This is a genomic window from Roseateles sp. NT4, assembly GCF_051857475.1.
Lineage (GTDB): Bacteria > Pseudomonadota > Gammaproteobacteria > Burkholderiales > Burkholderiaceae_C > Pelomonas.
Genome location: NZ_JBPZGZ010000008.1, coordinates 101,309 through 119,041, shown reverse-complemented (window position 1 = coordinate 119,041; position 17,733 = coordinate 101,309). Strand labels below are relative to the sequence as shown.

Genomic DNA, 17,733 nt, shown 5'->3' with positions numbered 1-17,733 from the left:
GCGCCGTTTGAAAAAGCCGTCTTGCGACAGCCACGTATTCCGATCAGAAGTTGTTGTTCTGCTCGGAGAAGAGGGAAGTGACCGACTCGCCATCAGAGATGCGGCGGATGGTCTCGGCAAACAGGAAGGCCACCGACAGCTGGCGGATCTTCTTGCAGGCCTTGGCCGCGTCGGTCAGCGGAATGGTGTTGGTGATGACGACTTCGTCCAGCTGCGAGCCGGCGATGCGCTCGATGGCCGGGCCCGACAGGATGGGGTGGGTGCAATAGGCGAAGACGCTCTTGGCGCCGCGGGCCTTCAGCACCTCGGCCGCCTTCACGAGGGTGCCGGCGGTGTCGATCATGTCGTCCATGATCACGCAGTTGCGGCCGTCGATCTCGCCGATGACGTGCATCACTTCGGACACGTTGGCGGCCGGACGGCGCTTGTCGATGATGGCCAGGTCGCAGCCGAGCTGCTTGGCCAGGGCGCGGGCGCGCACCACGCCGCCGACGTCAGGCGAAACGACCACCAGGTCCTGGTAGTTGCGGCTCTTCAGGTCCGACAGCAGCACCGGCGAGGCGTAGATGTTGTCGACCGGAATGTCGAAGAAGCCCTGGATCTGGTCGGCGTGCAGGTCCATGGTCAGCACGCGCTCGACGCCGACGGTTTCCAGCAGGTTGGCGACGACCTTGGCCGAGATGGGCACGCGGGTGGAACGCGGGCGGCGGTCCTGGCGGGCATAGCCGAAGTAGGGGATGACGGCGGTGACGCGGCGGGCGCTGGAGCGCTTCAGGGCGTCGGCCATGATCAGCAGCTCCATCAGGTTCTCGTTCGTCGGCGCGCAGGTGGGCTGGATGACGAAGACGTCGCGGGCGCGGACGTTCTGCTGGATCTCGACGGCGACTTCACCGTCGGAGAAACGGCCGACCACGGCTTTGCCCAGCTCGAGACCGAGATGAGTAGCGATTTCCTGGGAGAGGACCGGGTTCGCATTGCCGGTGAAGAGAACCGTGTTGAGCAGCACTGGGAGCCTCTGGTGTCAGTGGCTCGCTGAAGCAGAGCCGGTTCAGCGAAAAACAGAAATTTGGCAGGGGAGGAAGGACTCGAACCCTCGCATGTCGGAATCAAAATCCGATGCCTTGACCAACTTGGCGACTCCCCTACACAGGACACAGCAGAGCTGCTGCACCCCTAAACTTTTCAATCTGCCCAGCCCGCGAGCGGGTGTTGAGCCAGACTGCGGCAGATTCGACCGGTCCACCCTGAAGGTCTGCCCTTCAGCAATGTCGCCAGGAACTGGTCGTCCTTGCCATCTTCCCCTTCCCCGGCGAGCCTTGCAAAGACTGCTGCACCAGAGCCCGTCATCCGGGCGTTGCCGAAAACTTCGGACAACTGTTGCAACGCGTCGCGCACTTCACTGCTGATTCCTTCAGCGGCCGGTTGGAGGTCGTTGCGACCAAAACCGTTCACCAGGTTTTCTGCAGTTCTTGCCGTGGCAGGAAAGCCCGCGACTATAGCCAGGTTTTCGGACCTTGCCAAGAGCGGGCTCGAAAAGATGTCTTTTGTCGCCAGTCCGGCCGGCCCTTTCAGCACCGCGAAACGCTGCCCGGGCAGGGCGATCGGATGCAGGATTTCGCCGATGCCCTCGACGAAGGCCGGGCCGCCGCCGAGGAAAAAGGGCACGTCGGCACCGAGCTTGAGCCCCAGGGCCAGCAGGCGTTCCAGCGGCAGACGCAGGTCCCACAGCCGGTTCAGGGCCAGTAGCGTGGTGGCCGCATCCGACGAGCCTCCGCCCATGCCGGCGCCGGCGGGCAGGCGCTTCTCCAGGTGGATGTCGGCGCCGAGGCTGCAACCCGTCTCGGCCTGCAGCAGGCGTGCGGCGCGCAGGCAGAGATCGTCGGCAGGCAGGTCGCCGCCGAGCACGTCATGGCGATGCAATTGCCCGTCTCCGCGGGCCTCCACATGCAGGGTGTCGGCCCAGTCGACGAGCACGAAAACCGACTGCAGCAGGTGATAGCCATCGGCGCGCTTGCCGACGACATGCAGGAAGAGGTTGAGCTTGGCCGGCGCGGCGAGGTCGTATAGGGCCTTCATTCGCCGCCGTCCAGCTTGGCGCGCAGCGTGACAGTGGGCTCGGCCAGACGGATGGCGACCAGCGCAGGCAGCTTGGGTTCGATGCGCCAGCCCAGCTGTTCGAAGCCGGCCGCCGTCTTCTGGTGTGGTGCTGCCGGCCAGGGGCGGGCCTGCAGCCAGTCGAACAGGGCGGCCACGGGCACGGGCTCGCCGAGCAACTCGCGGGTCAGCGAATCCAGATCGTTGAAGCGGCGCTCGTCCTTGGGCGTCTGCAGCGTGGCGCTGCCGGGCTGCCAACTGGCGCGTGCCACCAGGGCGCCCAGGGGCGAGGTGAGCTCCAGGCGTCCGGCCTGCGGGCCGCCGAAGAGCTCGAAGCTGGCCGCGCCGCCGGTGCCGCGGCTGTGCACATCACCCGCCACCGTCACGCTGATGCGGCCGCTCAGGCGCGATTCGGTCGTGCTGGCAGGCGGCGTCTGCGGCAACTGGGCGCAGCCGGTGACGGCCAACGCGAGGAGGAGGGCAGCCAGTCTCATCGCGGCTTGACCTTCAGCCGGTCCAGGGTCTCGCGCAGGGCTTCGTTGCCGGGCTCGCGCTGGGCGGCCTCGGCAAAGACGCGGCGCGCTTCGTCCTCGGCGCCGCTGGCCCACAGCACTTCGCCGAGGTGGGCGGCGATCTCTGCGTCGGGCCGGCCGGTATGGGCCTGGCGCAGCAGCTTGGTCGCCTCGGGCAGATTGCCCAGGCGGAACTCGACCCAGCCCAGGCTGTCGACGATGAAGGGCTCGTTCGGCGCGAGCTTCAAGGCCTGCTCGATGAGCTGCTTGGCTTCCGGAAGACGCTGGTTGCGCTCGGCCAGCGAATAGCCGAGAGCGTTGTAGGCATGGTGGTAATCGGGCTTGATCTCGATGACCTTGCGCAGCAGCGCTTCCATCTCTTCGAACTTGCCGACCTTCTCGGTCATCATGGCCTGCTCGTAGATCAGGTCGGGGTCGGTGGGAAAGCGTGCCGTCGCTGCCTTGAGGACGGAGAGGGAGGCGGTGTAGTCGCGCTGCTCGCGCATCAGCTGTGCCTCCGACAACAGAGCCGCGCGGGCGTCGCTGTCGCTGGCGTCGGCGGCTGGTTGCAGCAGCTTGCGGGCATCGGCGAGCTTGCCCTGGCGGGCCAGCAGGCTGGCGCGGCGGTAGCGCAGCTCGATGCTGTTGCCGTCGACCTTCTGCAGCGCGGCTTCGGCCGCCTTCAGGTCGCCACGCTGTTCGGCCGCCTGGGACAGCATCAACCAGGCCTGCTGACGGCCGTCGGCCCGGCTCTTGATTTCGCCATCGCTGCCCGAGGCCGGCGTGTCCAGGCGCTTCAGGCCTTCACGCAGGGCGGTTTCGGCGGCTGCGGGGTGCTTGAGCTCCAGTTCGATGGCGCCCAGGGCCAACCAGGGCGCCGGGTTGTCGGGTGTCGCCTCGGTCAGCACGCGGAATTCGCGGGCGGCTTCTGCCGGCCGCTGGCCCAGGATCAGCGCGCGGGCATAGGCCTGGCGCAAGGCATGCTGCTCGGGCTTCTGCTGCAGCCTCTCGGTGATCAACGCTTCGGCCTTGGGCTCCGAGGGCATCAGATCGATGGCGAGCTGCATCGCGTCGTCGCTGTCGGGCGTGAGCTGGTTGAGCTCGCGGGTCAGCGCCAGGGCGCGGCCGTTCTGGCCGGCGTTGATGGAGAGGCGGGCCTCGGTGTACAGGGCTGCGGGCTTGAGCGGGCCGGTCTGGACCTGCAGCACCGGCGCCAGCGCCGTCAGCACGGCCTTGGGGTCGGGCGAGCGCTGGAACAGGCGCGGCAGCGCGAGGACGAGGCCGGGACGTTGTGGCACGGGTGCGACGCGCAGCAGGGCAGCCAGCGGCGTCGGCACCTCGGCGGGCTTGTTCAGGACGGCCAGCAGCTGGACGCAGTTCTGCAGCGCCTCGGACGAAGTGGGCACGGTCTCGGCCCAGGTGCGCGCAGCCATCAGGGCCTGGTCACCGGCACGGGCCTGGACGGCGATGTTGACGACGCGCTTGAACAGTTCCTCGTCGCCGGTGCGGCGCGCCGCATCCAGCAGCACCTGGAAGGCGACGCCCGCCTGGCCGCTCTGCAGTTCGAGCTCGCCGATCAGCAGTTGGTAGAACAGCGGCGCGTCCATGGCCGAGTTCGTCGGCGGCTCGGCGGGCGCAGGGGCAACTTCGGCCTCCTGGGCATGGGCATGCAGGGCGGCCAGCAGGGCGGCCGCGGCGATCACGCGGCGAGTGGGGAAGGGCATTCGAACTCCGGCAGACAGGGCCTGATTATGATTTCGCCCCCATGCCCGAGTTGCCCGAAGTCGAAGTCACGCGCCGCAGCTTTGCGGATGCCATCCAGGGCGCCCAGGTGACTGGGCTGCGCCTGGGAAAACCGCTGCGCTGGCCCATAGGCGTAGACCCTGAAATCCTGCTTGGCAGCCGGGTCGGCAGCACGCAAAGAAGGGGTAAATATTTGTGGCTTCCCCTCGAAAGCCGGGGCGGGCTGCTGATGCACCTGGGCATGTCGGGCTCGCTGGCCTTCCTCGGGACCACGCCGGCGCCGGGTGCGCATGACCATTTCGACCTGCATACCGACCGTGGCCTGCTGCGTTTGACCGACCCGCGCCGCTTCGGCGCCGTCGTCTGGGCGCCGGCCCTGGATGCCGAGCCGGTGGCGACGCTGCTGGGCGGCCTGGGCCTGGAGCCCTTCGATGCGCGTTTCGACGGCTTGCACCTGCACGCGGCCCTGAGCGGCCGGCGCGTGTCCATCAAGCAGGCCCTGCTGGCGGGCGACATCGTCGTCGGCGCCGGCAACATCTACGCCTGCGAGGCCCTTTTCATGGCCGGCATCGACCCCCGCCTGCCCGCGGGCAAGCTCAGTCGCCCGCGCGCCGACAAGCTCGCCGCCGCCGTGCGCACGGTGCTCGGCCAGGCCCTGGAGGCCGGCGGCACGACGCTGCGTGACTTCCGCGATGCCCATGGCGTGGCCGGCAGCTTCCAGATGCAGGCCCAGGTCTATGGCCGCGAAGGCGAGGCCTGCCGGCGCTGCGGCACGGCCATCCGGCGCATCGTCCAGGGCCAGCGTTCCACCTTCTTCTGCCCGCAATGCCAGAAGAAATGACGAATACGGCGCTGATCCCGGACTTCGGCAAGACCGTCGTCGCCTGGCAGCGCCGCCACGGCCGCAACACCCTGCCCTGGCAGAACACCCGCGACCCCTACCGCGTCTGGCTGTCGGAAGTCATGCTGCAGCAGACCCAGGTCACGACAGTGCTGGGTTACTACGAGCGCTTCCTGGCGCGCTGGCCCCGCGTCACCGACCTGGCTGCCGCGACGCTCGACGAAGTGCTGGCGCAGTGGGCCGGTCTGGGCTACTACAGCCGGGCCCGCAACCTGTACAACTGCGCACGGGCCGTGGCCGAGCTGCATGGCGGCGAATTCCCGCGCACCGCAGCCGGCCTGCAGACGCTCCCCGGCATCGGCCGCTCCACGGCGGCGGCGATTGCGGCCTTCTGCTTCGGTGAGCGCGTGGCCATCCTGGACGGCAACGTCAAGCGCGTGCTCGGCCGCGTGCTGGCCTTCGATGGCGACCTGTCCAGCAGCGCTGCCGAAAAGAAGCTCTGGGATCGTGCCACCGAGCTGCTGCCCCAGCAGGACGTCGCCCGTTACACCCAGGGCCTGATGGACCTGGGCGCCACGGTCTGCACCGCGCGCTCGCCGGACTGTCTGCTCTGCCCCGTGCAGCCCATGTGTCGCGGCCAGCACGAGGGCGATCCGACGCGCTACCCCATCAAGACGAAGAAGCTCAAGCGCGGCCGCCGCGAGAACTGGTGGCTGTGGGTGGAACAGCCCGAGGGCCAGGTCTTGCTGCAGCAACGCCCGGCGACCGGCGTATGGGCGGGCCTGTGGACCCTGCCCATGTTCGACGACGAGGCCGGTGCCCGCGCGGCTCTCCCCGATGTCGCCTTGGAGACGCTGCCCCGCATCCAGCACGCCCTGACCCATTTCGACTGGGTGCTGCACACCCTGCGCGCCGAGGCGCCCCGGGGAAACCTGCAAGGATTCGGCTCGGGCACCTGGGTCGCGCGGGAGAAACTCGCGAATTACGCGCTGCCCGCGCCGCTGAAGAAACTGATCGAGGAAAGCTAAGCCATGAAAGCCCATCTCAAGAGCGGTGTCGAGTATGCGGTCATCACGCTGCTCATCGCCGGCCTGTGCATCTGGCAGCTCATCAGCAGCACCCAGGACGGCGAGCCGCCGGCGGGCAAGATCGCCCTGCTGGGCCTGGGCATCATCGTCTCCTGCTCCATGCACTGCGTCTTCATGATGCAGCTGGTGCGGCGCACGGGCCGCAGCTTCTGGCCCTGGTTCGTCGCCGTCGTCATCTTCTGGCCGATCGGCTCGGCCGTGCTGCTGGCCCTGCTGCTCGGCGAGGCGGACGCAGCGGAAAGCTGACACTGCGCAGTCTTCACGCCTGAGCGCATTGCCTGCCCGAGGCGGAACGGGCAAAGTCCCCAGCACAACGACGACTAGGGGACAGCCTTGGATGCCTTGAAGAACCTGCGCGTTGGGGCGCGCCTTGGCCTTGCTTTCGCCATCCTGCTGGTGTTGATGCTCGCGATGGCCGGTGTGGGGGCCTTGCTCGCGAAGTCCATCAACTACTACGCCGAGTACTACCCCTCCAACATTCTTCCGTCGCTGCGCGTCATCCACCAGATCGACGGTGCACTCTCGGACGCGAGACGGCTGGAGCAGCAGCACATCCTCACGGACGATGACAAGGAAAAGAAGTCCCTGTCCGAACGCATCGTCAAATCGCGCTCGGACATCAAGCAGCGCATCAAGGACTATGAGCTGCTGGTGGCCGACAGCGAAGACGGCGCCTGGCTGAAAAAGGTCAGCGAGGGGGCCAACGCCTATTTCGCCGTGCAAGACAAGGTTCTCAAGGCTTCGGAAGACAGTGCGTCTGATCCGACCCAGGGCACCGCCGCCAAGGACTTGACCTTCGGCGATGCGCGCAAGGCCTTTGCGCCGGTGCGCGATGCGATCGGCAAATGGTGGGACTACAACGAGAAGCTGGCTGGCCAGACGACCGAGTCCGCCGAGTCCGCCTATCGCCGTGTGCTGCTGATCTTCGGCATCGCCTCTGTCGTCGGCTTGGGCGTTGGCATCGTCGCGGCGCTGGTGATCACGCGCTCCATCACCGGTCCCGTGCAGAAGGCCTCCGAGGCCGTCAAGGCCGTGGCGGCTGGCGACCTGACGCAGCGCCTGCACAGCAGCTCGCGCGACGAGCTCGGCCAGTTGGTGACCAACCTGGACGAGATGACGCAGAACCTGGCGCGCATGGTGTCGGGCGTGCGCATGGGCTGTGACCAGCTCAATGTCGCGGCGGCCGAGATCGCGCAAGGCAATGCCGACCTGTCGGCCCGCACCGAGAGCCAGGCCTCCAGCCTCGAGGAGACGGCGGCCTCGGTCGAGCAGATGGCGGCCCAGATCAAGGCCAATGCCGACAACGCCCGCCAGGCCGACCAGCTCGCCAACCACGCCTCCGAGGTGGCCGGCGCGGGCGGGACGGCGGTTGGCGAGGTGGTCACGACGATGGATGCCATCTCGACCTCCAGCCGCAAGATCAGCGACATCATCGGCACCATCGACGGCATCGCCTTCCAGACCAATATCCTCGCGCTGAACGCGGCTGTGGAAGCGGCGCGTGCCGGCGAACAGGGCCGAGGCTTTGCCGTCGTGGCCGGCGAGGTGCGCCTGCTGGCCCAGCGCAGCGCCGAGGCGGCCAAGGAGATCAAGAGCCTCATCGGCGACAGCGTCGGCAAGGTCGAGAGCGGCAGCGCCCAGGTGCTGGCCGCGCGCGAGACCATCGGCCAGATGGTCAACGAGGTGCGCAAGGTGACCGACCTCGTCGGCGAGATCACCGTCTCCAGCCGCGAGCAGAGCGAAGGCGTGGGCCAGATCAACGCCGCCGTCAGCCAGCTCGACCAGGCCACGCAGCAGAACGCTGCCCTGGTGGAGCAGACGGCCGCGGCCGCCGAGAGCATGCGCATGCAGACGGCCAAACTGTCCGAGGCCGTGGCGGCCTTCCGCGTCGATGCCAGCCACGCGGCGGCGCCGCGCAGTGCACCCAAGCCGGCGCCTCGGCCTGCCATGGCCGCCACCAAAGCCGCGGCACCGCGGCCGGCTGCCAAACCTCCTGCACCCAAGCCCGTGGCCCAGCCCCGGCCAGCCCCTGCCGTCGCGGCGCCCGCTCCCAAGGCCGCGGCGCCCTCGCCCAGCGGCGCCGAAGGTGACTGGGAGACCTTCTAGACGTCGGCTCCCTCAGTCTGAAGTGGGGGCCAGCGCCTGCAGGATGGCGCAGGCGGCTTCGACGCGAGCCGGGATTGGATAGTTGCGGTTCGCCAGCATGACGATGCCGACGCGCTTGGAGGGCACGAAGGCGACGTAGGCACCGAAGCCACCCGTCGAGCCCGTCTTGTTGAACAGGCGCGGTCCGGCTTGCGTAGCGTCGGGCAGCCGGTAGGCGGGCTGTGGGTCCAGGAGCATCTCCGCTGAATTGCCGCCGAGCAGCCACTCGCGGGAGACGGGATAGGGGTATTGCTCCCAACCCAGGCCCTGAACGAGCGGACCCGAGCGGAAGTGCCCCACCTGCGTGGCCTCGACGGCGCGGCGCATCGCCGGCTCCAGCGAGCTGGGGTCGATGTTCATCTGCACGAAGCGAAGCAGGTCCGAAGCCGTCGTCCGCACGCCATAGGTGGGCTCGGCGAGCGGCCCCGGCTGCATCCTGACTTGCTTGCCATCGCGGTGACCCCAGGCGTAGTCCTGCATGGCGCGCTCGGGCACGCGCACGTGGCTGTGGGCCATGCCGAAGGCGGGAAACAGCCGCGTCTCGAGCGCTGTCGCAAAGTCCTGGTCGAGCGCCTTCGCCACGACCGCGCCCAGCAGGCCCAGGCTGGGATTGGAATAGCTGCGCAAGCTGCCCGGCCGGGCGGTCGGCTTCCAGTCGCGGAAGTAGGCCCAGGTCGCGGCGTCGCCTTCCACCGCGTCCGGAAACTGCAGTGGCAAGCCGCCGGCGGTGTAGGTCGCCAGGTGCAGCACCGTGGCCTTGTCGACGGCCGTCCCCTTCAGCGCAGGCAGGTATTTGCCGGGATGGTCGTCCAGCGACAGCTTGCCGGTGCTCTGCGCATAGGCGGCCAGGGTCGCCGTCATCGTCTTGGTCACGGAGCCGATCTCGAACAGCGTGCTGTCCGTGACGGGAGTTCCGTCCTGCTTGGCGGTGACGCCGAAGTTGAAGGCGTAGGCGCGGCCGTCCACCGTCAGGGCCACCGCCAGGCCGGGGATGTCATGGCGCGACATCAACGGCAGGATGGTGCCCTCGACGGCGGCGCGGGTGTGGCTGTCGTCCGCGGCGGACGCACCCACGGGCGCCAGCAGGGCGCTGGCGAAGAGACGCGCTTTGATGAAGCGGTGCATGGGGGCGTGTGGGGTTAGAACAGCGTGGCCAGACGCTGCACGGCAGCTTCGCTCTGAGCCCGGTCGGGCCGCAGGTCGTCGCTGCCGAAGTCGTTCTCGCCCATGGCGGCCACCAGCAGGCCATCGCGGCGCGGCAGCACCACGAGGTTGTGGCCGCGGTAGATCAGCGCGTAGTCGACCTCGGGCTGGGGGATCAGGCGCGCCGTCTGGCCGCGCACCGGCGTCATGCTGGCGTCGTTCAGCAGCTTGCGGGCGCCGTCGCCCATGCAGTTGACGACCACGCGCTCGGGCAGTCGAGCCAGATCGCGCGGCTCGCGGAACTCGCGCTGCACCAGCTCGCCGCCATCGCGGGCGAAGTCGTCCAGCAGCAGGCGCTGGTAGGCCGGGATGTTGAAGACGAGCTGGGTGAAGCGGCGCACATGCGGCTTGCGGAAAGGGTGCTCGTCGGCCGTGAGTTCCTTGCCCTGCGGGCGCAGGTCGGCGATGCGCGATGACAGCTCGGGGTAGTCGGGCTCGCTGCCATTGGCGGCGTAGCTGGGCAGGTGCTGGTCGAAGCCCTCGTCACCGACGACATAGCCGTCATGCCATTCGACCGGGCCGGAGGGCAGGCCGAGATAGCTCTGGTGCACCTTGAACGAGGCGCGGGCCGTGGCTTCCCAATCGGCCGTCCAGGCCTCGCTGGCGTGCTCCTCGGTGACGATGCGCGAGTCCGGCGTCCACAGCCCGGTGGCGGCCGAGGAATGCACGCGCGGCGGCCTGTCCTTGGCGTAGAGCCTGACCTTGTAGCCGGCCTGCTGGGCCGTGCGCGCCGTCGTGAGGCCGATGGCACCGCAGCCGATGACGGCGATGTGCTGGCCGGGCTTCACGCCGCTGGCCTGCAGCAGCGCGAGGGCGCGCTGCGCCGAACCCCAGGACAGCGACCAACCGCTGCCCCCGTGGCCGTAGTGGTGGACGACGGTCTTGCCATGCAGGCGCTGCGCTTCGATGCGCGGGCCCTGGGCACGGAAGGGGCGGATGCCGACGGCGATGTCGATGATGCGGTCGGTGCTGGCGCGCATCGCGACCGGCGCGCGAGGTGCGGCGAACTCCAGGCCGAAGGCGGGCAGGGCGAGCGTGGCGCTGCCCGCCGCAAGCAGGTGGCGGCGCTGCATTACGAGGCTTGCTTTGCCAGCGACTTGCGGATCAGCGCCGCGTCGCGCAGGCGGTTGGCTGAACCGTCGGCGTCCAGCAGCACGACGGTGACCGGGCGCTTGCCGTTCAGGATGCGCATGGCCAGGCAGCGGCCGGCCTCCTCGGTGTAGCCGGTCTTGGAGACGCGGATGTTCCAGCCCTTGGCGCCCACCAGGCGGTTGGTGTTGCGCACCTCGCGCTGGCGGCCGTCGACCGGCACCTTGGTCTTCTTGACGCTGGTGATGCGCTCGATCTCGCCATAGCGCGCCGCCGCCGCGGTGATGGCCGCCATCTCGTTGGCGGTGGATGTGTTGGCCGGCGACAGGCCGGTGGGGTCGCTGATAGCGGTGTGCTTCAGGCCCAGGGTGCGGATCTTGGCCTGCATGGCCTTCTCGAAGCCGGCCTCGCCGCCGGGATAGGTGCGCGCCAGCGCCGCGGCGGCGCGGTTCTCCGACTCCATCAGCGCCAGCTCCAGCGCGGCCTGGCGGCTCATCTGGGTGCCGACGCGCACGCGCGACTTGCTGTGCTTGAGGGTGTCGACATCGTCGTTGGTGATGCGCAGCTTCTCGTTCGGGTCCAGCTTGGCGTCCAGCACCACCATGGCCGTCAGCAGCTTGGTCAGCGAGGCGATGGGCACGACGGCATCGGCGTCGCGGGCCATCAGCACCTTGCCGGTGGCGTCGTCGATGACGACGACATGCTTGGCGTTGACGGGCAGACGCAGCTGCTGGGCCGGCGGCGCTTCGTCGGCGGCGACCACCTGGACAGCGGGCGCCGGCTCGACCGGATCGCGGCCCTTGGCCTGCACGACGAAACTGGTGGCGGCAATCAGCAGGGCCGGCAGGGCCAGCTTCCAGCCGGTGGCCTGGGGGCGGGGGGCGAGCAGGCGTTCGATGCGGGCGAGCAGATCGCCGCCGCGGGCGGCGAGTGCGGGAGAGGGTGTCATGTCGGAGGTATCCAGTTCAGAAAGGGCGTGCAGGGCCAGCGCCAGGCGGCGCGAGTCCCCGAGGAGTTCGGCGGAGATCTCGTCGGCCACCAGCTCGCGCTCATGGCGCATGCGAGCCGACAGCCACCAGACCACGGGATGGAAGAAGAGCAGGGCCTCGACGGCGCTCTGCAGCAGATTGGCGAGGTAGTCCCAGCGCCGCACATGGACCAGCTCGTGGGCCAGCAGGGCCTCGACCAGGTCCACCGGCAGGCGGGACAGCAGGGCGGCCGGCAGCAGCACGCAGGGTTTGAGCAGGCCCAGGGCGATGGGGCCGGCCAGCTCGGGCAGCAGGCGCAGCGGCACGGCACGCTTGAGGCCAAGGCGGCGAGCGAGGGCATCCAGTCGGGCCTGCCATTCGGTCGGCGCCGGCATGCTGCGTTGGCGCGCACGCCGCACCCAGGCGAGACCCAGGGCCAGTCGCCCCAGCATCAGCGCCGTACCCAGTGCCCATGCGGAGACCAGGGCCTGCATCTGCTCGGCCAGCGGCGGCAGCTCGCCGATGAACTCGGCCTCGGTGGGCGCGAGGTCCAGGCATTGCGCCAGCGGCAGGCCGAGGCACAGGCCCAGGCCGGCCGCACAGACGGCATAGCGCCAGCGCGCCGAGGCGCCGCGCATCAGCGCCAGCAGCAGGGCGACGGCCGTGCCGACGATGGCGCCCTGCCAGACGAAATTGACGAGGGCCCAGCCCCAGGCATTCATGGCGAGATCGAGGCTCATCAGGCTTCGTCTCCCTTGCCGGCCAGCAACTGGCGAATCTCGGCGCGCTCCTTGGCGCTGACGTGGCTCTTCAAGGCTGCCAGCACCAGGGCCTTGCCCGAGCCGGCGAAGGCCTTGCTGATGAAGTCCTTCATCAGCGATTGCTGCAGCTTGTCCTGGGCGTGAATGGGCGCGTAGCGCTGCGGGCGCTGGCTCTCGTCGCGGCTCAGCAGGCCCTTGCCGTGCATGACCTGCAACTGGCGCAGCACGGTGGCGTAGGTTGCGTCGGGGCGGTCGGGCAGCAGGGCCTCGTGCACCGCCTTCGCATCGGCCGGGCCCAGGCGCCACAACACCTGCAGCAAATCCAGCTCGGCCGCGGTCGGCTTCGTGGAAGAAGGAGAACTCATGGATTCAGAATAAACGTTCTAGAACTCATTGTCTAGAATATTTGTTCTGATCTTCTCGCGGGCCGGGCGACGGGCCGCTCCCTAGCCGGGCCGCTCTGGCGATGTGCTTGCCGGCCGATCCGGCGAGCATCGCCGTCCCCTCGGGGGGGCCGGCCAAGGTACTCCTTGGACGAGGGGCTTCGCTACCTTGCGTCGAGTTCTCGGTGGCGCTTGAGCACGTGACCGTGGTGGCTGAACTGGCGCGCCAGCATCTCGACCAAATAGACCGAGCGGTGCTGCCCGCCGGTGCAGCCGATGGCCACGGTCAGGTAGCTGCGTTGGTCGGCCGCGAAGTTGGGCAGCCAGCGCGACAGGAAGCCGGCAATCTGGCCCATCATCAGGCCGACCTCCGGCTGGGCCGCCAGATAGGCCGCCACCGGCGCGTCGCGGCCGTTCAGCGGGCGCAGCTCGCGGTCGTAATAGGGGTTGGGCAGCACGCGCACGTCGAAGACGAAGTCCGCGTCGCTGGGCACGCCATGCTTGAAGGCAAAGCTCTCGAACACCAGCGTCAGCTTGACGCCGGCGTTGGGGCCGACGAGGTCGGCCAGCCACGCGCGCAGCTGGGCCGGGCGCAGCTGGCTGGTGTCGATGACGGTGGACTCGGCCTTGAGGCCGTAGAGCAGCTCGCGCTCCAGCTTGATGGCGTCCAGCAGCAGGCGGTGGCCGTCCTCGGCGACACCGTCCAGGTTGCCGAAGCCGGTGTCGCGGTCCTCGCGCAGCGGATGAGGGCGGCGCGTCTCGGAGAAGCGCCGCATCAGCGCCTCGTTGTTGGCGTCCAGGAAGATGGACCGCACCGGCACGCCGGTTGCGCGCAAGTCCTTCAGCAGCGGCAACAGCATGGGCAGGGAGCTGGCCGAGCGCACGTCCACCGCAATGGCCACGCGGCGCTCGCCGCGCTGCTGCTCCAGGCGCAAAAAGTCCAGCAGCAGCTCGGCGGGCAGGTTGTCGACGCAGAAATAGCCGGCGTCTTCCAGCGCATGCATGGCCACGGACTTGCCGCCGCCGGACATGCCGGTCAGCAGCACCACGTCGCCGTGCAGGTCGGTATCCGTGCTCATGATTTGGCCTTGCGCGGCTTGGTGGCCGTGGAGGCGTCCAGCATCTCCTGTGCATGCGCCAGGCTGGTGGACGACAGGCGCTCGCCGCCCAGCATGCGGGCGATCTCGGCCACGCGGGCTTCGCCGGCCACCGGGGCGACCGAGCTGACGGTGCTCGTGCCCTGCATGGCCTTGGCGACGACGAGATGGCGGTCCGCGCAGGCGGCGACCTGGGGCAGGTGGGTGACGGCCAGCACCTGGCGCTGGCCGGTGGCCGAGTGGCCTAGCTGCTTCATCAGCCGGCCCACGGTCTCGGCCACGGCGCCGCCGATGCCGACGTCGATCTCGTCAAAGATCAGCGTGCCGGGTGCGTTGTCGGTCGCGGCCTGGCTGGCCGTCACGGCGATGGCCAGCGCGATGCGCGACAGCTCGCCACCCGAGGCCACCTTGGCCAGCGGCCGCGGCGTGCTGCCGGCATGGCCGGCAACGAGGAATTCGGCGGACTCTGCGCCAAAGCTCTGCGGGCCGTCCGTCGCGTTCAGCGCGATGTCGAACTGGCCGCCGGCCATGCCGAGCTGCTGCATGGCGGCCGTGACGGCGCTGGCCAGTTGAGGTGCGGCCTTCTTGCGCGCGCGGCTGGCGGCCTGGGCTTCGGTGTCGAAGGCCTGGCGTGCGGCGGCCAATGCGGCTTCGAGCTGGGCCGGGTCGCTGGCGGCATCGAGCTGGGCCAGTTCGACCCGCCATTGCGCCAACAGCGCGGGCAGCTCCTGGGGCTGGCGGCGGTAGCGGCGGGCCAGCGTCATCCAGGCCGACACGCGCTCGTCCAGGTCGGCCAGGCGGTTCGGGTCGAGATCGGTCTTGTGCAGATAGGCCGACAGCGTGTGGCTGGCGTCTTGCAGCTGGGCCTGCACGTCGCGCAGGGCCTGCACGGCGGGCAGCAGGCGGGCGTCGTGGTCGAGCACGCGCTCGAGCTGGTCCAGCGCGCCGCCGGCCAGGGACTGGGCGCTGGGTTCGGCCTCGTCCAATGCATCCAGGGCCGACTTGGCCGCATCGATGAGGGACTGGCCGTGCGACAGGCGGCCGTGCTCGGCGTTCAGCTCGTCCCACTCGCCTTCGGCAGGGGCCAGGCCGTCCAGCTCGCCGATCTGCCAGGCCAGGCGCTCGCGTTCGCGGAGCGCGTCGGCCTGCTGGCCCTGGGCCTTCTGCAGCGCCTCGGCGGCCTGCTTCCAGGCGGCGTGGGCGCGGGCGAGCGGCGCGGTGTCCAGGCCGGCAAAGCCGTCCAGCAGCTCGCGCACGGCGGCCGGCCGGGTCAGGCCCTGCCAGGCGTGCTGGCCGTGGATGTCCAGCAGATGGTCGGCCAGCTCGCGCAGCTGAGTGAGCGTGGCTGCACCGCCGTTGATCCAGGCACGGCTCTTTCCCGCGGCATCGATGACGCGGCGCAGCAGCAGCGTGGCGTCGGCCTCGAAGCCGGCCTCGTCCAGCCAGGCGCGCAGATGCGCCGGCGTGTCGAACTCGGCGCAGATCTCGGCCTTGGCCGCGCCCTCGCGCACCACGCCGGCGTCGCCGCGGCCACCGAGGGCCAGTTGCAAGGCGTCGATGAGGATGGACTTGCCGGCGCCGGTCTCGCCGGTCAGCACGGCAAAGCCGGGCTCGAAGTCGAGCTCCAGCGCGGGGACGATGACGAAATCCTTCAGGCTCAAGTGCCGCAGCATGGGTCAGGCTCTAACTAAACATACCAACGCAGTTTGCGTCGCAGGGTCGCGTAATAGCTCCAGCCCTTGGGGTGCAGGAAGCGGACTTGGTGCTGGCTGCGCCGCACGGCGATGGTGTCGCCGTGCAGCAGGCTGGCCAGGCTTTGCATGTCGAAGTTCACCGACGCGTCGCGCCCGGCGACGATCTCCATGCGCACTTCACCGAGGTCGGGCAGCACGATGGGTCGGTTGGACAGGGTGTGGGGCGCGATCGGCACCAGCAGCCAGCCGGCGATGCTGGGGTGCAGGATGGGGCCGCCGGCCGACAGCGCATAGGCCGTGGAGCCGGTGGGCGAGGCCACGATGAGGCCGTCGGCGCGCATATTGGCGACGAACTGCTCGCCGACCTCGACCTTCAGCTCCACCATGCCGGACGTGCCGCCGCGGCTGACGACCACGTCGTTCAGTGCCAGGCCCGAGAAGATGGATTCGCCGTCGCGCCAGACCGCGCCTTCCAGCATGGCCCGCGACTCGACTTCGTAGTCGCCCGCCAGCACCGGCGCCAGCGACTCGCGCCAGCGCTCGATCGGGATGTCGGTGATGAAGCCGAGGCGCCCCTGGTTGATGCCCACCAGCGGAATGCCGTGGCGGGCCATGTCGCGCGCAAAGCCCAGCATGGTGCCGTCGCCACCGATGACGACCGCCAGGTCGCATTGCCGGCCGAGTTCGTCATTGGACAGCGCGTCGTAGTCGGTCAGGCCGGTGTTGAGGGCGGTGTCCGCTTCCAGCGAGACGTCCAGCCCCTGGCTGCACAAAAACTGGGCAATCTCCTCCAGCACCGGCCTGATGCCAGGCGCTTGATGCTTGCCCACGATGGCGACATGTCTGAAGCGCTCGGCCATGCGGCAAATTACACCACAGGGGGTTTGCATATCCGGGGTGGAACAGCGCTGTCCATAGAATGCGGGCATGCTCGACGAGCGCTCCAAATCCCTGCTGAAAACCCTGGTCGAACGCTATATCGCCGACGGCCAGCCAGTTGGCTCGCGCACGCTGTCCAAAGCCTCGGGCCTGGAACTCAGCCCCGCGACCATCCGCAACGTGATGGCCGACCTCGAAGAGCTCGGCCTGATCGCCAGCCCCCACACCAGCGCCGGCCGCATCCCGACGGCGCGCGGCTACCGCCTGTTCGTCGACACCATGCTGACGGCCCAGCCCGGCCTGATCGGCGTCGAGACGGCCCAGCTGCAGCCCGACCAGCCCCAGCGCGTCATCGCCAGCGCGGCGCAGATGCTGTCCAACCTGTCGAGCTTCGTCGGCGTCGTCACGGCGCCCAAGAAGCCCAGCGTCTTCCACCACATCGAATTCCTGCGCCTGGGCGAGCGCCGGGTGCTGGTCATCCTGGTCGCCCCCGACGGCGATGTGCAGAACCGCGTCGTCTTCACGGCGCAGGACCTCAGCCAGGGCGAGTTGCAGGAGGCCAGCAACCGTCTCAACGCCGGCTACGCGGGCCTGACGCTGGAGGCCGTGCGCGAGCGCCTGCGCCACGAGGTCGACGCGCTGCGCGGGGAGATCGCCGGGCTGATGAGCGCCGCCGTGCAGGTCGGCTCCGAGGCCATGCAGCAGCAGGAAGAACGCGTCGTCGTCTCCGGCGAGCGCAACCTGCTGACCGTGCAGGACTTCAGCCACGACATGGGCAGTCTGCGCCGCCTGTTCGACCTCTTCGAGCAGAAGACCCAGTTGATGCGCCTGCTGGACACCTCCAGCCGCGCCGAGGGCGTGCGCATCTACATCGGCGGCGAAAGCCAGGTCGTGCCCTACGAGGAACTGTCCATCGTCAGCGCGCCCTACGAGGTCGACGGCCAGGTCGTCGGCACCCTGGGCGTCATCGGCCCCACCCGCATGGCCTACGACCGCATGATCCAGATCGTCGACATCACGTCGCGCATGGTCGGGCAGGCGCTGTCCCAGCGCTGAGCCCGGGCTGACTAGAATCCGCGCCTCCTCCCCGGGGGCCGTTAGCTCAGTTGGTCAGAGCAGAGGACTCATAATCCTTTGGTCATTGGTTCAAGTCCAATACGGCCTACCAACAAAATCAAAGACTTGCGCATGTTTTTCAGTTGTCGCGAGTCGTGAGTCTGGCGCCATGTAGCCGCC

General features: G+C 69.0%; 16 protein-coding genes and 2 tRNA genes. 6 read left to right on the top strand and 12 right to left on the bottom strand.

The features are described from left to right. Positions 1 to 43: 43 nt before the first annotated feature. From ACS5PN_RS30635 to ACS5PN_RS30615, 5 genes are all read right to left on the bottom strand, one after another. Positions 44 to 1,006, bottom strand: a complete 963-nt coding sequence (locus tag ACS5PN_RS30635; protein ID WP_439467809.1) for a ribose-phosphate pyrophosphokinase — start codon at positions 1,004 to 1,006, stop codon at positions 44 to 46. A 61-nt stretch (positions 1,007 to 1,067) separates the two neighbouring features. Beyond that, positions 1,068 to 1,144, bottom strand: a tRNA-Gln gene (locus ACS5PN_RS30630). Positions 1,145 to 1,182: 38 nt separating this feature from the next. Next, positions 1,183 to 2,076: a 4-(cytidine 5'-diphospho)-2-C-methyl-D-erythritol kinase gene (gene ispE / locus ACS5PN_RS30625; protein ID WP_439467808.1), complete on the bottom strand. Its 894-nt coding sequence runs from the start codon at positions 2,074 to 2,076 to the stop codon at positions 1,183 to 1,185. After that, positions 2,073 to 2,588 carry a lipoprotein insertase outer membrane protein LolB gene (locus tag ACS5PN_RS30620; RefSeq protein ID WP_439467807.1) on the bottom strand — a complete coding sequence of 172 codons (516 nt, stop codon included), beginning with the start codon at positions 2,586 to 2,588 and terminating at the stop codon, positions 2,073 to 2,075. Before ACS5PN_RS30620 ends, ispE begins: the two co-directional genes overlap by 4 nt. After that, positions 2,585 to 4,330 carry a tetratricopeptide repeat protein gene (locus ACS5PN_RS30615; protein ID WP_439467806.1) on the bottom strand — a complete coding sequence of 582 codons (1,746 nt, stop codon included), beginning with the start codon at positions 4,328 to 4,330 and terminating at the stop codon, positions 2,585 to 2,587. The genes ACS5PN_RS30620 and ACS5PN_RS30615 overlap by 4 nt, the downstream gene beginning before the upstream one ends. A gap of 41 nt (positions 4,331 to 4,371) precedes the next feature. On the opposite strand from ACS5PN_RS30615, the gene mutM reads away from it, so the two are divergent. The 4 genes from mutM to ACS5PN_RS30595 all read left to right on the top strand — a co-directional run bounded on the left by mutM (position 4,372) and on the right by ACS5PN_RS30595 (position 8,384). Continuing rightward, positions 4,372 to 5,190 (top strand): bifunctional DNA-formamidopyrimidine glycosylase/DNA-(apurinic or apyrimidinic site) lyase, encoded by an 819-nt coding sequence (gene mutM / locus ACS5PN_RS30610; RefSeq protein ID WP_439467805.1) that lies wholly within the window; start codon positions 4,372 to 4,374, stop codon positions 5,188 to 5,190. Beyond that, positions 5,175 to 6,218: an A/G-specific adenine glycosylase gene (gene mutY / locus ACS5PN_RS30605; RefSeq protein ID WP_439467804.1), complete on the top strand. Its 1,044-nt coding sequence runs from the start codon at positions 5,175 to 5,177 to the stop codon at positions 6,216 to 6,218. The genes mutM and mutY overlap by 16 nt, the downstream gene beginning before the upstream one ends. A gap of 3 nt (positions 6,219 to 6,221) precedes the next feature. Further along, positions 6,222 to 6,524, top strand: a complete 303-nt coding sequence (locus tag ACS5PN_RS30600) for a hypothetical protein (RefSeq protein WP_439467803.1) — start codon at positions 6,222 to 6,224, stop codon at positions 6,522 to 6,524. Positions 6,525 to 6,611: 87 nt separating this feature from the next. Then, the gene (locus ACS5PN_RS30595; protein ID WP_439467802.1) at positions 6,612 to 8,384 is read left to right on the top strand and encodes a methyl-accepting chemotaxis protein; all 1,773 of its coding nucleotides are present in this window, start codon (positions 6,612 to 6,614) and stop codon (positions 8,382 to 8,384) included. 12 nt (positions 8,385 to 8,396) lie between these two features. Here the strand turns inward: ACS5PN_RS30595 and ampC are convergent, their stop codons facing one another. The 7 genes from ampC to ACS5PN_RS30560 form a co-directional block, all read right to left on the bottom strand. Then, on the bottom strand, positions 8,397 to 9,548 hold the full coding sequence (gene ampC, locus ACS5PN_RS30590) for a class C beta-lactamase (RefSeq protein WP_439467801.1): 1,152 nt from the start codon (positions 9,546 to 9,548) through the stop codon (positions 8,397 to 8,399). Between the two features lie 14 nt (positions 9,549 to 9,562). Then, a complete protein-coding gene (locus ACS5PN_RS30585; protein WP_439467800.1) occupies positions 9,563 to 10,699 on the bottom strand; it encodes an FAD-dependent oxidoreductase in 1,137 nt (378 codons plus the stop codon). Continuing rightward, a complete protein-coding gene (locus ACS5PN_RS30580; RefSeq protein ID WP_439467799.1) occupies positions 10,699 to 12,423 on the bottom strand; it encodes a M56 family metallopeptidase in 1,725 nt (574 codons plus the stop codon). Before ACS5PN_RS30580 ends, ACS5PN_RS30585 begins: the two co-directional genes overlap by 1 nt. Further along, positions 12,423 to 12,809 carry a BlaI/MecI/CopY family transcriptional regulator gene (locus tag ACS5PN_RS30575; RefSeq protein WP_439467798.1) on the bottom strand — a complete coding sequence of 129 codons (387 nt, stop codon included), beginning with the start codon at positions 12,807 to 12,809 and terminating at the stop codon, positions 12,423 to 12,425. The genes ACS5PN_RS30580 and ACS5PN_RS30575 overlap by 1 nt, the downstream gene beginning before the upstream one ends. A gap of 182 nt (positions 12,810 to 12,991) precedes the next feature. Next, a complete protein-coding gene (gene rapZ / locus ACS5PN_RS30570) occupies positions 12,992 to 13,906 on the bottom strand; it encodes an RNase adapter RapZ (protein ID WP_439467797.1) in 915 nt (304 codons plus the stop codon). After that, entirely contained in the window at positions 13,903 to 15,597 is a 1,695-nt protein-coding gene (gene recN / locus ACS5PN_RS30565; protein WP_439467796.1) for a DNA repair protein RecN, read from the bottom strand. Before recN ends, rapZ begins: the two co-directional genes overlap by 4 nt. A gap of 14 nt (positions 15,598 to 15,611) precedes the next feature. Further along, entirely contained in the window at positions 15,612 to 16,478 is an 867-nt protein-coding gene (locus ACS5PN_RS30560) for an NAD kinase (protein ID WP_439467795.1), read from the bottom strand. 67 nt (positions 16,479 to 16,545) lie between these two features. Here ACS5PN_RS30560 and hrcA point away from each other — a divergent pair, with 67 nt between their 5' ends. Together hrcA and ACS5PN_RS30550 are read left to right on the top strand one after the other, a co-directional pair. Next, positions 16,546 to 17,553, top strand: a complete 1,008-nt coding sequence (hrcA, locus tag ACS5PN_RS30555; protein ID WP_119046847.1) for a heat-inducible transcriptional repressor HrcA — start codon at positions 16,546 to 16,548, stop codon at positions 17,551 to 17,553. A gap of 35 nt (positions 17,554 to 17,588) precedes the next feature. After that, positions 17,589 to 17,665: transfer RNA gene (locus tag ACS5PN_RS30550), tRNA-Ile, on the top strand. The last annotated feature ends 68 nt before the right edge of the window (positions 17,666 to 17,733 follow it).